Here is a 12774-nt window from a genome sequence, read left to right on the forward strand (position 1 = left end):
AAGCCACATCATTTTGAAGATTTTGAAGGTTCGCTATTATCCAGGCCACGCGGCTTGAATGCTACCTCTTCAATTTCCCACTCCTCTTCAATTGGCCGGCGCGGTTGTTTCGCAGACGTTAGGGGCGCCGCATAAGGCTGTCTGTCGAACTCTACCGAAGGCTGCATGGGAGTTTCAGCGTGCGGGCTATCTTGGCTGGTAAAGGTACTGTTTAAAATCGGCGGGTGATAATCGATAAAGCGATGCCCGTCGTCCCCTGAGGCTTTGGACTCACTTTCAGAAGCGTGGGGCGTTGGCTCATCAATAGACGGGGGATCCTCTTGCAAAGGGGCGCCAAAAGCAGCCAGCATTTGGCTCATGGGAGCAGAACTAGGCGGTGGTGCTAACGAAACGTTTGTATAGCCGCCATTGGGAACCGCCTGCAGCCCCATACGCCGCTGCCTGCCCTGCTCCGCCAGACCGGCAGCCTGACTTTTTTCATAACTGTGCGTGCTCGTTTGCTCAGGTAGTTGTTCTTGATGATCGACCAACCACTCATCCGTGTTTAGCGGCGGCGCTGTGCTTGTCTCAGCCGTGTCTGCCTCAGCTGTATCCGTCTCAGGCTCGGCCGCCATCTCGTTTTGAACCGATACGGGCTGGCGGCTCTCCCCAAGCGGCTCATCAGCGCTATCACTATTCGCATGGATAGGGTAGGTGACGGGAACCGCGTCGGGCATAGCTTTTGTTTCGGGCGCGGCACTGGGCGACACTGTTGGCTTAACCACTGGATGCGCCAACGGAACGTCATCCCACGTCTCTTCACGCCGCTTACGTAGCCACACCAGCAGGGCTAAAAGCAGGGCAATGGCAGCCAGGGCCAGCGGCCACTGATAGCGCTCAAACAAGGCCACCATACCCGGTCTATCCGTCTCATCCATACTCGCAACGAGTGGCTCCGGTGGCGCCTGTTGAGCAGACAAGGCATCGCTAAGCGCCTGAGTCAATGAGGCAACTTCGCCACGCAACTCTTTAAGCTCAGCGCGCATTAACTCTCGCTCATCAAGCACCTGCTGAAGCATCGTTTGGCTTAGGCGCAGTTGCTCGGTCAGCTCTGTACGTGTCAACGCTTCCGGCCCTTCGGCTTCTTCAAGCGCTGCGGGGTCACTCATTACGACGCTCTCTTCAGGCAAGCCGACTTCTGGTTCATCCGCTTCCGAGCCGCCAGCGGCGAGCGCATTAGTTGGCTCATTCGCACCATTAGCGACCAAGGCTTGGCTGGCAGTCACTGCAACAGCGTCGACATCGACACTAGGAAGCGACACAGCCTGCAAAGAGCCATTGCGGCGTGAGCGCCAGGCTTCATTCATCGCTGTAATAGCAGTGTCGGCATTGAGATGAGAGCGCGCCAGAATGCGCTCTGTATCGGGTATGCGCAGCGTTTGGCTTGCGCGCATATCATTTATATTGCCCGATGGAAAGGCCTCAGGATTAGCCTCAAGCAGCGCTACCATCATCTGCTGAACGCTAGCCTCTGGGGGTTTAACGCGCTCGGCAACACCCCATAACGTATCACCACTGCCAATATACGCGCTGTTGTTACCCGCGCCCCTATTGGCAGTACTATTCTCGCTTACAGGCGGCTGCGTCGAGCTCGCCGTTTGGGCTTGAACCGTGCTTGGCTGAGACTGGGTAGCTTGGTTTTGAAACCGACTTTGAGACTGATTCTGAGACTGCTGTTGCGCATAATCTCTGGGATCAAACAGCAATGTGAGGTCGCGAAACTGCTGCCCGCCTGGAAACTCAACCGTTAACAGCAAATCAAGCCAGGGCTCCTGCATCGTTTGCTCAGAACTTAAGCGCACCTGACGCCGCCCTTGGTGTTCCACGACCTGAGCGCGAACACTGGCTGCTAATGGCGTCCACTCAAGACCTGCCGCAGCGAAATCAGCCGGTTCGGCAACATCAATACGAATAGTATCTAGCGCGTATTCACTACTTTCCAGTAGTGGGATCGAGGCATCTAAAGGCGCATTCAGATACGAGCTGACACTCGCCTGCCCTAGCCCAACGGCTAGCGCAAAAGGACTCACTGCACTCAATGAGAGCCATGTAATCCATGTCAGTGTTTTTTTCATGAATGTTCCCTGATCGCTTACTTACTTTTTTACCATGGATGCAAGCTTATTGTATTACGTCTTTTTTATCTTAACTTAACGAAATAACGCCGTTTTTCACACTACCGTGGTAGATAGACGCATAAAAAAAAGGGAAGCTGCGAACAGCTTCCCGTTTTCGACTGACCTGCAGCAATGAACGATTACTGTTCGCGCAGGATTTTTAGCATACGCTTAAGCGGCTCTGCAGCGCCCCAGAGTAGCTGGTCACCTACGCTGAAGGCTGACAGGTATTCACCGCCCATTTGCAGCTTGCGCAAGCGGCCAACGGGAACTTGCAGCGTGCCTGTGGCAGCCGCAGGCGTTAAACCAGCAATGGTGGCATCTTTATCATTAGGAATGAGCTTGACCCACTCGTTGTGCTTGGCGATGCGGTCTTCGATTTCATCCAGCGGCACATCATGCTTCAGCTTGATCGTGAACGCCTGGCTATGCGAACGCATCGCGCCGATACGAACACACAGGCCATCGATGGGGATCGGGTTGTTGCCGAGGCCAAGAATCTTATTGGTCTCAACGCTGCCCTTCCACTCTTCGCGGCTTTGGCCGTTGTCTAACTTGGTATCGATCCACGGCAGCAGGCTACCCGCCAGAGGCGCGGCAAAGTTATCGGTCGGGAAGCTCCCACTGCGCATTGCAGCCGTTACTTTACGATCAATATCCAGAATCGCACTGGACGTGTCCTTCAGCTCTTCGCCAACGCTGTCGTGCAGTTGACCCATTTGGTTGAGCAACTCCCGCATGTGCTTAGCGCCCGAGCCTGAAGCCGCCTGGTAGGTCATGGAGGTCATCCACTCGACCATATCGGCTTCAAACAGACCGCCTAAGCCCATAAGCATTAGGCTCACGGTGCAGTTGCCGCCCACAAAGGTTTTAGCACCCTTGGCTAGCTGGTCGTCGATGACCTTGCGGTTGACCGGGTCTAGCACGATAGTCGCTTCATCTTCCATACGCAGGGTACTGGCGGCGTCGATCCAGTAGCCTTTCCAGCCTGCGTTACGCAGATCTTTATAGACCGGCTTGGTGTAGTCACCACCCTGGCAGGTCACGATGACATCTAGCGCTTTGAGCGCTTCAATATCAAAGGCATCTTTAAGCGGAGGCACATCCACACCGATATCGGGGCCGGGCTGACCAACCTGGGAGGTGGTGAAGAAAACCGGCTCGATGCCCTTAAAATCACCATCTTCCAGCATGCGCTGCATTAATACAGAGCCCACCATGCCGCGCCATCCCACGAAACCGACTTTCAACATATGAAGTCCTCCTGCAAAGAATGAGTCTTTATATTATACACACTTCTTTACGCTGATTTTGAAGTCAGTAGATAGGTTAAGGGCTATCCCTGCGACAAGCCTTGGAGGGGGCGCTGTAAACCCATCCCTGGGCGCTACATTTGCCATCCATGGCAAATGACCCCCTCTACGGCTTGTCCCAGGCGCCCTTAACGCAGTCGCTAATTTATTGCTTAGAAAACGCTGCCAACACCGCATCGCCCATGGCATCGGTGCCGATGGTTTGCATACCTTCAGAGGCAATATCTGCGGTGCGAAGACCATCATCCAGCACGCTGCCCACAGCGGCTTCAATGCGTTCTGCCATGGCATTCTCATTCAATGAGTAGCGCAGCATCATGGCCACCGAAAGCATCATGGCCAGCGGGTTAGCCACGTTTTGACCGGCGATATCCGGCGCGCTGCCGTGGCATGGCTCGTACATGCCCTGCCCGCTTTCGTTTAACGAAGCTGAAGGCAGCATACCGATGGAGCCGGTCAGCATCGCGGCGGCATCGGAAAGAATGTCGCCAAACATATTACCAGTCACCACCACGTCAAACTGCTTGGGGGCGCGCACCAGCTGCATGGCGGCGTTATCCACGTACATGTGCGAAAGCTCAACGTCTGGGTACTCTGGCGCCAAACGCTCCATCACTTCACGCCATAAGATGGTAACTTCCAGCACGTTGGCTTTATCTACCGAGCAGAGCTTTTTGCCACGCTTTTGGGCCATCTCGAAAGCGACGCGACCAATGCGCTCAATTTCGCTCTCAGAGTAGATATAGGTATTAAAACCGACCCGCTCACCGTTGCGCACTTCAATACCCCGGGGCTGGCCGAAGTAGATACCGCCGGTGAGCTCGCGGACGATCATGATATCCAGACCCGCCACCAGCTCAGGCTTGAGACTGGAAGCGCTAGCTAACTGCGGATAAAGCATCGCTGGACGCAAGTTGCCGAACAGGCCTAGATTCTTGCGCAGCCCCAGCAGGCCTTTTTCAGGCCTCTTGGAGAGGTCTTCAATTTTGTCCCACTTAGGGCCACCTACCGCACCCAGCAGAATAGCGCTGGCGGCTTTGGCTTTTTCCAGCGTTTCCGCCGGCAGTGGATCGCCATGCACATCGTAGGCGGAGCCGCCTACCAGCGCCTCTTCTACTTCAATATCCAAGCCAGCTTCTTGGCACGCCTTCAACAAGCGTGCCGCCTGGGCGGCAATCTCGGGGCCAATACCGTCACCCGGCAGTAACAAAACCTTATGTGTCATGCAAAATCCTTAGCATTTAATTATTAGAGACTGGCTTAGGCGGATTGACGGAAAAGCCAAGGGCGCGCGGCTTTATGTTTTTGCTCAAACGCACGAATGGCATCTTCATCTTTTAGCGTCAAGCCAATATCGTCCAACCCTTCCAGCAGGCAGTGCTTGCGGAAATCATCGACTTCAAACTCAAGAATTTCGCCGCTGGGGGTGATGACACGCTTATGCTCTAAATCCACATCCAACTGGTAACCGTCGTTGGCGGCAACCTCAGCAAACAAACGATCTACCACATCCTCTGGGAAGGTGATCAACAAAATGCCGTTCTTGAACGAGTTATTGTAGAAGATATCGGCAAAACTGGGTGCAATCACTACCTTGAAACCGAAATCTTCCAGTGCCCAAGGCGCGTGCTCGCGGGAGCTACCGCAACCAAAATTGCGGCGGGCTAAGAGTACCTCAGCACCTTTAAAACGCGGCTGGTTCAAAACGAAATCCGGATTCAGCGGGCGTTGTGAGCAATCCTGTCCCGGCTGACCTTCATCCAGGTAGCGCAATTCATCAAACAGGTTAACGCCGAAACCAGTACGCTTAATCGATTTCAAGAACTGCTTCGGGATAATCAAATCGGTATCGACGTTGGCGCGATCAAGAGGCGCTACCACGCCTTCAAAACGTTCAAATTTTTTCATGGCTTAGGCCTCCTGAGCGTGAGTGGCGTCGTTGGCGGGCAAGGTGCGAACATCGACAAAGTGACCGGCGATCGCCGCTGCCGCTGCCATGGCCGGGCTAACCAAGTGGGTACGACCACCGTAGCCCTGACGGCCTTCAAAGTTACGGTTAGAGGTTGAGGCACAGTGTTCACCGGCACCCAACTTATCCGCGTTCATGGCCAAGCACATAGAGCAGCCCGGTTCGCGCCACTCAAAACCTGCCTCAATGAAGATTTTATCCAGACCTTCCGCTTCCGCTTGGCGCTTCACCAAACCAGACCCCGGCACCACCATGGCCAGTTTGATCGAATCCGCCACTTTCTTACCTTTGGCAACTTTGGCGGCTTCGCGTAAATCCTCAATGCGCGAGTTGGTGCAGGAGCCGATAAAGATTTTATCCAACTTGATATCGGTAATTTTCTGGTTGGCCTGAAGCCCCATGTATTCCAGTGCGCGAGTGTGACTGCGCTGTACGGTTTCATCCAGCGCGGCGAACGGGTCGGGCACCTGGCCAGAAATACCGGTGACCATTTCCGGGCTGGTGCCCCAGCTCACCTGTGGCTCAATCTCTTCAGCCTGCAAAGTAACCGCTTTATCGAACTGCGCATCAGCGTCAGAAACCAAGTTGCGCCAGTCAGCTACTGCGGCTTCCCACTGCTCAGCCGTCGGCGCGAAAGGCCGTTTGCCAAGGTAATCAATTGTGGTGTCGTCTACGGCAATCAAACCGACCCGGGCGCCTGCTTCAATGGCCATATTGCACACGGTCATACGGCCTTCCATCGAAAGCGATGCAATCGCGCTACCGGCAAACTCAATGGCATAGCCAGTACCGCCAGCGGTGCCAATTTTACCGATAATCGCTAATACAACGTCTTTAGCAGTCACGCCCAGGCCCAACTCGCCTTCTACGCGGACCTGCATATTCTTCATTTTTTGCGCTAGCAAGCACTGGGTCGCCATCACGTGTTCGACCTCAGAAGTGCCGATACCGTGGGCCAAAGCACCAAAAGCGCCGTGGGTAGCGGTGTGGGAGTCGCCGCACACCACGGTCATACCTGGCAGCGTAGCGCCCTGCTCGGGGCCAACCACGTGCACGATACCTTGGCGGGGGTCGTTGATTTTAAACTCTTCAATGCCGTACTCAAGGCAGTTGTCGTCCAGGGTCTGTACCTGAATCAGCGATACAGGGTCTTTAATGCCACTGTTACCCTCGGCGCGCTCTTTAATAGTGGTCGGCACGTTGTGATCAGGCGTGGCCAAGTTGGCATCCAAACGCCATGGCTTACGATTAGCTAAACGCAGGCCTTCAAACGCTTGAGGCGAAGTCACTTCGTGAAGCAACTGGCGGTCGATGTAAATCAGCGCGGTGCCGTCATCGCGTTGCTTGACCAAGTGCTGATTCCAAAGCTTGTCGTAAAGGGTTTGACCTGACATGTGGCTCTCCTGGGCAGTGCCCTGCTAGTTCGGTATAGCCGCCTCTATGGGCTGCTTAAATTACTTGTGAAGTCAGTGTCACGCGACTCGCGCATAAAAGCAATTCATGTTATTCATAGTTTAGATTCCAAACTGGAATAGATTATTAGGAAGCAGCCCATGGATACCCAAAGCTTACAAGCCTTTTTGGCCGTGGCAGATACACAAAGTTTCTCACGGGCGGCTGAACAGCTGCACCTGACCCAGCCTGCGGTAAGCAAACGCATTGCCACGCTGGAGTCCCAGGTGGGCACACGGCTGTTTGATCGTATTGGGCGACGGATAGCATTAACCGAAGCCGGTAGCGTGCTGCTACCCCAAGCGCGGAGAATACTGTTTAGCGTAGAAGATAGCCGCCGCGCGCTGGCCAACCTTTCTGGCCAGGTAGGCGGCAAGCTGACCCTGGCCACCAGCCACCATATTGGCCTGCACCGTTTGCCACCGCTATTAAAGCAGTATACCCAGCGCCACCCGGAGGTAGCGCTAGACCTGCATTTTCTGGATTCCGAACAGGCGTACCAGGGAGTGCTGGACGGCACTCTGGAAATGGCCGTGGTAACGCTGGCGCCCCACCCTCATGAGCAACTGCAGGTGGTAGAGCTGTGGCGAGACCGGCTCTGTTTTGCCTGTGCTATTGATCACCCTCTTGCCCACCAGGTCTCTCAAAACGTCCTGTCACTAACTGATCTATGCGAATACAACTGCGTGATGCCGGGGGCCAAGACCTTTACAGGCTCCCTTATCGCGCAGCGTTTTAGCGAAGCTGGCCTGCAACTGCCGGTGAGCATGGCGACCAACTATTTAGAGACGTTAAAAATGATGTGCAGCGTAGGGCTAGGGTGGAGCCTGCTGCCAGAGAAGATGATCGATAGTGAATTAGTAGAGCTTAACGTCGACACTGCACCGATTTACCGCCCGCTGGGGTATTTAGTGCATACCAACCGAACGCTCTCGAATGCAGCGCGCAGGATGATTGAGGAGCTGGAAATTACGCGTGGGGAAAGCCCTATAAAATAAGCCCTATGTGTACCCGCAGGGCCTCTAAGCACTCGTAGCATTCGCTTTCTCGTTACCGCACGATAAGGTATGTGCACATCTGGCTTTGTGGGTTTTCGTAGTGCGTGGTAAGCGAAGCGCACCCGCAAAAGCAGCGCACAGCGGTGCCGGGGTTTGGCTGAGGTGGCACACGCTACGATTTGTGCACAAAGCTGGATCAATGGGTTTTCGTAGCGCGTGGCAAGCGAAGCGCACCCACGGAAGCAGCGCCAGGGTTTGGCTGAGGTGGAACACGCTACGATTTGTGCACAAAGCTGGATCAATGGGTTTTCGTAGCGCGTGGTAAGCCTCAGGCACACCCGCGGAAGCAGCGCGCAACGGTGCCGGGGTTTGGCTGAGGTGGCACACGCTACGATTTGTGCACAAAGCTGGATCAATGGGTTTTCGTAGCGCGTGGTAAGCCTCAGGCGCACCCGCGGAAGCAGCGCGCAGCGGTGCCAGGGTTTGGCCGAGGTGGAACACGCTACGATTGGTGCACAAAGCTGGATCAATGGGTTTTCGTAGCGCGTGGCAAGCGAAGCGCACCCGCGGAAGCAGCGCGCAGCGGTGCCGGGGTTTGGCTGGGGTGGCACACGCTACGATTGGTGCACAAAGCTGGATCAATGGGTTTTCGTAGCGCGTGGTAAGCCTCAGGCGCACCCGCGGAAGCAGCGCGCAGCGGTGCCAGGGTTTGGCTGAGGTGCCACCGGGCGTCGTTCCGAAGCCTTATGAACTGTTCCCTACTCACCAAACTGGGCGAACACTTCTTCGCCGGTCAACTGCTTAGTTTTTTCTGCTAGTGAATAGTAGCGCGGCTTTTGGTCAATAAAGATTTGCTCGGTTATCGTCCAATCATCCGAGACATCAAGAAGCCCCACGGGAAGCGCGTAATGCCCATCCTGTTTTAAGCGATAGAAAAGATGAGTACCACACCGCTGGCAGAAACCACGCTCGGCCCACTCAGAGGAACTGAAGATGGATATATGCTCTGAGCCTTTAAAGTCCACATCACCAGCAAACTCAACCGCAAACATCGGCCCCCCGCCCCACTTTCTACACATTGAGCAGTGACAAACGCCAACATGGTTGCTTTGAGTGGCTACAGTAACGCTGACACTCCCGCAAAGGCAGGCCCCTTGAAGCTGGGTGGTGGATGCCATGTTTGTCTCCTTAAGTTGTGTTTCTATCAGCTCTGATCTTTTCACTGTAGTCTCAATGGAGGAATGAACACAGTTGCTAGACCGCTGGATCAATGGCCAAGCGTTGAACCAATGCTTCGTGGAGAGTATGCCGAGCAGCTTCATCGAATAGCACAAAACGGATCAGGCGCACTTTATGCAAGCTGGGCAGTATGGCTTCAAGGATAGCCGCGCACACTTGAGCGGCTTCTTCCGCTGGGTAGCCGAAGGCGCCAGTAGAGAGTGCCGGAAAGGCCAGCCTCTCAATACCGTGCACGTCGGCCAGTGTCAGCGCATTGCGGTAGCACTCCGCCAGCAGCTGATCCTCCGGCTTGTCGGTGCCGTATACCGGGCCCAGACAGTGAATCACCCAGCGGTTGGGCAGGTTATGCCCGCCAGTGAGTACCGCCTGGCCCGGTTTGATGGGTGCCATTGATTGCCCCTCTTCGGCCAGGCCGGGGCCTGCAGCGCGATGAATCGCTCCAGCGACGCCTCCACCGGTTCTCAAATATGCATTAGCGGCATTAACCACCGCGTCCATATCGGACTGCTGGGCGATATCGCCCACCACGCACTGCACGCTGATGCTGCTCTTATCGTTCATAACCACCTCCCTCTATCACGGTGCATCTCTTATCACCTACTGTAGAAGGGTATCCTTTGATGTGACCACTACCGAATAAGCTCAGCGCAACCATTAAGGTTATAATCACGGACTAGCCAAACCCACTCGACTAATGAACGCCAAGCTTCGGGCCAATTACTGTGAACACCCTCAATCGAAGTAAAAAAAGCCACGCTGGGCCTGCTCGCAAAGGTCTGCACCCGAGGAATCTACACAACCAAGGCTATGACTTCCCAGCTCTCGTAAAAAGCCACCCAGCACTAGCCCTCTATGTGAAACCGAATGCCTATGGCGATCGTTCCATCGATTTTGCAGACCCACTGGCCGTAAAAACGCTCAACGCAGCGTTATTAAAGCGATACTACGACATTGTCGAATGGGATATTCCAGAGGGTGCGCTTTGCCCTCCCATACCAGGCAGAGCCGACTATATCCATTACATGGCGGACTTAATTGGGCTTGAACGTGAACAGCCCAGCATCAAGCTGCTCGATATAGGCACGGGAGCCAATGGCATCTACCCGCTACTGGCCTGCCAAATTTACGGCTGGCAGTGTGTGGGTAGTGACATTAACCCTAACTCGCTTGAGAACGTCGCCACGATTATCGCCAATAACCCCACGCTCAAAGATCACTTCACGCTGCGCACGCAGCCCGATAAAAACCATATTTTTGAAGGGATCATTCAGGCTGGGGAGTTTTTTGACGTCAGCGTATGCAACCCGCCCTTCCATGCCTCGCTTGATGAAGCACTTAAAGGTAGCCAGCGTAAACTTAATAACCTTGCTCATAGTCGCGGTGAACAGAAAGCAACAACCAAAATCCCCACGCTGAATTTTGGCGGGATGGGAGCAGAGCTCTGGTGTAAGGGGGGCGAACAGCTGTTTCTTAAAAAGCTAATAAGAGAAAGCCAAACGTATTCAACTCAATGCCGCTGGTTTAGCAGCTTGGTTTCAAAAGCTGACAATGTTAAGCCTGCAAAGAAGTTGATTGGAAAGCTTGGTGCAGTAGATAGTAGGGAAATAGAGATGAAGCAGGGAAATAAAGTTACGAGGGTATTGGCTTGGACATTTATGTGAGGCCTTTTTAAGGTGGGGTATGATTATGCGGAGTTTGCCGGGACTTTATACTGAGATAAGCACATCGCCGGGGATGGCTAAAAGAGAAGTGGAGGCGAATCCGCAATGGAGTAGACGTCGCCGTGCCTGTGATTGTTAGGAACTGCCAATTCATCTCGTAGCGAGAAGATATCCGCTACGCCACCGGCAACGACTCACTGCCGCCCCAGTCGGCCCACGAACCGTCGTACAGTGACAACTGAGTATACCCGGCTAGCTCGGCCGCCAGTAGGATGATGCAGGCGGTGATGCCGGAGCCACAGGAAAAAACCAGTTGGTGCCCGTTGCTGGGCTGAAGGGAGGGAGCGAGGTGGGCAAACGTTGACGCCAGTTGGCTGGCTGGCTTGAACCGATAGCCCTCCAGCACCTCTGTGAACGGCAGGTTGAGGGAATTGGGGATGTGGCCACCGCGCACACCAGGCCTGGGTTCTGGCGCTTGCGCCAGGAAACGTGCCTGTGATCGCGCATCGATGACCGTTACTTGCTTGTCCTCCAGGTGCTGGAAAACGTAGGCAGAATCTCGAACCAGAGTGTCGTCGAGCTTGCCAACCACGCTGCCATGCTTGGCCGCATCTGACACCGAAGAAGAAACGGTGTCCCGACCTTCGGCCAACCACTGCGGCAGGCCGCCATCCAGAACAAATACCTGTTTGAGGCCCATAGCCCGCAGAATCCACCAGGCGCGTGGTGACGAGTAGACACCCTGATCGTCGTACACCACCACGAGGCTCTCGGGCTCGATGCCCAATCGACGGATCTCCGCCGTGAACTGCTCTTCTGTCGGGAAGGCGTGGGCTTGTGAAGCTCCGGTATCGCAAAGCGTTCCTTCCAGGTCTATTCGGAAACTTCCCGGAATCAACATCGGACGGTCATAAATGATCGGCTCCTTGCCAACGACATTGGCCATGCTAGCGTCGATCAGAACCAAATATTCGTTATCCAGATTCTCCTGCAGCCAGTCGGTGGTCACGAGGGGGGAAGGCATGGCGTTCTCCGGTTTAGGTCAATATGTAACAGTGCACGATCGCGGGCGGGCGCGATCAGCAAGCAGACGCGGACCGCGTCATCCGCAGCATGCTGATCGACGAACGACACTAATAGCAGACGCAGGTGAGGACTTTAGCATCCGCGTAAACCTCGCAAGCAGGTCTGATATCACTTCGTGACTACTTACCTTGCAGCCGCAATCCTCCTCATCTGGGGGTATTGCAGTATCCTAACGTCCGCAGTTGCGGCTGGTTTGGAGCGCAGCGGAAAACCAGTCCGACAACCTGCGCTTGTTAGGCTATTGACCTAAGCTATTTATGATAGCTATGACAATAACAACTATAACTAAGCCTATAACAGCCCATTTCCCAGTGGCCCTATAGTTACCAATTTTTAGACTTTGTTTTTCTGAATTCGCGGACTGCTCTAACTCAGATGCCTTAGCCTGCTCAATACTTTGTTTAGATTTCTCAGCATTTGATGTTTGTTTGATGACACCACCAATCTCAACATCTTTAAGTGTTTGCTCTGATTCACTTTGTTCTGAATCCATTTGGTTTTTTCCTTCATAAAAGTTTTGGGTAAACTGAATGATATCACCACTTGCTACAGCGCCATTTATTACTTGCCCATTGATTCTATATGAGTCTTTCTCAGCATAAGTGGTTACAGTTTCTACGATATTTTGCACCGATGTTTCTGTAATCGGACCCGAAATTTCTTTTATTTCTTGAAAGATTATCCGGAAAACTTCCTTTAGACTATCTTCTGATTTAAATCTACCAAGAGCTATTCTTACCGCTGATTCGGACGACCAAATATGGATGGCTGGCAAATCCATTGGAGAAACTTCTCCCATGCCAGGTAAAGATTTAACCTCTTGCAATTGTGAATATGCATCAGCTCCACCTAATAGCTGAATTAAGGATAAATGAATATCGCACAAATCCCCACTGAGAC

The 12774-nt window shown here is 53.8% G+C and carries 11 protein-coding genes; 2 read left to right on the forward strand and 9 right to left on the reverse strand.

Annotation, left to right across the window (positions count from 1 at the left end; translation table 11 throughout):
• Positions 1 to 8: 8 nt before the first annotated feature.
• The 5 genes from MLE19_RS18955 to leuC form a co-directional block, all read right to left on the reverse strand.
• Complete coding sequence (locus tag MLE19_RS18955; protein WP_240719676.1) at positions 9 to 2114, reverse strand: type IV pilus assembly protein FimV; 2106 nt, start codon at positions 2112 to 2114, stop codon at positions 9 to 11.
• 182 nt (positions 2115 to 2296) lie between these two features.
• Complete coding sequence (asd, locus tag MLE19_RS18960; protein WP_240719677.1) at positions 2297 to 3409, reverse strand: aspartate-semialdehyde dehydrogenase; 1113 nt, start codon at positions 3407 to 3409, stop codon at positions 2297 to 2299.
• A 205-nt stretch (positions 3410 to 3614) separates the two neighbouring features.
• Complete coding sequence (leuB, locus tag MLE19_RS18965; RefSeq protein ID WP_240719678.1) at positions 3615 to 4694, reverse strand: 3-isopropylmalate dehydrogenase; 1080 nt, start codon at positions 4692 to 4694, stop codon at positions 3615 to 3617.
• A gap of 35 nt (positions 4695 to 4729) precedes the next feature.
• Positions 4730 to 5377 (reverse strand): 3-isopropylmalate dehydratase small subunit, encoded by a 648-nt coding sequence (gene leuD, locus MLE19_RS18970; protein ID WP_240719679.1) that lies wholly within the window; start codon positions 5375 to 5377, stop codon positions 4730 to 4732.
• Between the two features lie 3 nt (positions 5378 to 5380).
• Positions 5381 to 6832, reverse strand: a complete 1452-nt coding sequence (leuC, locus tag MLE19_RS18975) for a 3-isopropylmalate dehydratase large subunit (RefSeq protein WP_240719680.1) — start codon at positions 6830 to 6832, stop codon at positions 5381 to 5383.
• Positions 6833 to 6991: 159 nt separating this feature from the next.
• Here leuC and MLE19_RS18980 point away from each other — a divergent pair, with 159 nt between their 5' ends.
• Positions 6992 to 7888 (forward strand): LysR family transcriptional regulator, encoded by an 897-nt coding sequence (locus MLE19_RS18980; protein ID WP_240719681.1) that lies wholly within the window; start codon positions 6992 to 6994, stop codon positions 7886 to 7888.
• 758 nt (positions 7889 to 8646) lie between these two features.
• On the opposite strand, the gene MLE19_RS18985 is transcribed toward MLE19_RS18980, so the two are convergent.
• Positions 8647 to 9066 carry a GFA family protein gene (locus tag MLE19_RS18985; protein WP_240719682.1) on the reverse strand — a complete coding sequence of 140 codons (420 nt, stop codon included), beginning with the start codon at positions 9064 to 9066 and terminating at the stop codon, positions 8647 to 8649.
• A 76-nt stretch (positions 9067 to 9142) separates the two neighbouring features.
• The gene (locus MLE19_RS18990) at positions 9143 to 9688 is read right to left on the reverse strand and encodes a macro domain-containing protein (RefSeq protein WP_240719683.1); all 546 of its coding nucleotides are present in this window, start codon (positions 9686 to 9688) and stop codon (positions 9143 to 9145) included.
• 161 nt (positions 9689 to 9849) lie between these two features.
• Between MLE19_RS18990 and rlmF the strand changes: the two genes are divergently transcribed.
• Positions 9850 to 10788: a 23S rRNA (adenine(1618)-N(6))-methyltransferase RlmF gene (gene rlmF, locus MLE19_RS18995; protein ID WP_240719684.1), complete on the forward strand. Its 939-nt coding sequence runs from the start codon at positions 9850 to 9852 to the stop codon at positions 10786 to 10788.
• Between the two features lie 175 nt (positions 10789 to 10963).
• Here rlmF and MLE19_RS19000 read toward each other — a convergent pair whose 3' ends face one another.
• Positions 10964 to 11812: a sulfurtransferase gene (locus MLE19_RS19000; RefSeq protein WP_240719685.1), complete on the reverse strand. Its 849-nt coding sequence runs from the start codon at positions 11810 to 11812 to the stop codon at positions 10964 to 10966.
• Positions 11813 to 12112: 300 nt separating this feature from the next.
• A partial coding sequence (locus MLE19_RS19005; protein ID WP_240719686.1) for a hypothetical protein occupies positions 12113 to 12774 on the reverse strand: 662 nt, incomplete at its 5' end.

It is taken from the genome of Vreelandella neptunia (assembly GCF_022489065.1).
Classification (GTDB): domain Bacteria; phylum Pseudomonadota; class Gammaproteobacteria; order Pseudomonadales; family Halomonadaceae; genus Vreelandella; species Vreelandella neptunia_A.

What these genes read in the sequence shown, in the direction of transcription:
- MLE19_RS19000 (WP_240719685.1), bottom strand. Translation starts at nt 11,812, where the DNA reads ATGCCTTCCCCCCTCGTGACCACCGACTGGCTGCAGGAGAATCTGGAT.
- leuB (WP_240719678.1), bottom strand. Translation starts at nt 4,694, where the DNA reads ATGACACATAAGGTTTTGTTACTGCCGGGTGACGGTATTGGCCCCGAG.
- MLE19_RS18980 (WP_240719681.1), top strand. Translation starts at nt 6,992, where the DNA reads ATGGATACCCAAAGCTTACAAGCCTTTTTGGCCGTGGCAGATACACAA.
- asd (WP_240719677.1), bottom strand. Translation starts at nt 3,409, where the DNA reads ATGTTGAAAGTCGGTTTCGTGGGATGGCGCGGCATGGTGGGCTCTGTA.
- MLE19_RS18985 (WP_240719682.1), bottom strand. Translation starts at nt 9,066, where the DNA reads ATGGCATCCACCACCCAGCTTCAAGGGGCCTGCCTTTGCGGGAGTGTC.
- MLE19_RS18955 (WP_240719676.1), bottom strand. Translation starts at nt 2,114, where the DNA reads ATGAAAAAAACACTGACATGGATTACATGGCTCTCATTGAGTGCAGTG.
- MLE19_RS18990 (WP_240719683.1), bottom strand. Translation starts at nt 9,688, where the DNA reads ATGAACGATAAGAGCAGCATCAGCGTGCAGTGCGTGGTGGGCGATATC.
- leuC (WP_240719680.1), bottom strand. Translation starts at nt 6,832, where the DNA reads ATGTCAGGTCAAACCCTTTACGACAAGCTTTGGAATCAGCACTTGGTC.
- leuD (WP_240719679.1), bottom strand. Translation starts at nt 5,377, where the DNA reads ATGAAAAAATTTGAACGTTTTGAAGGCGTGGTAGCGCCTCTTGATCGC.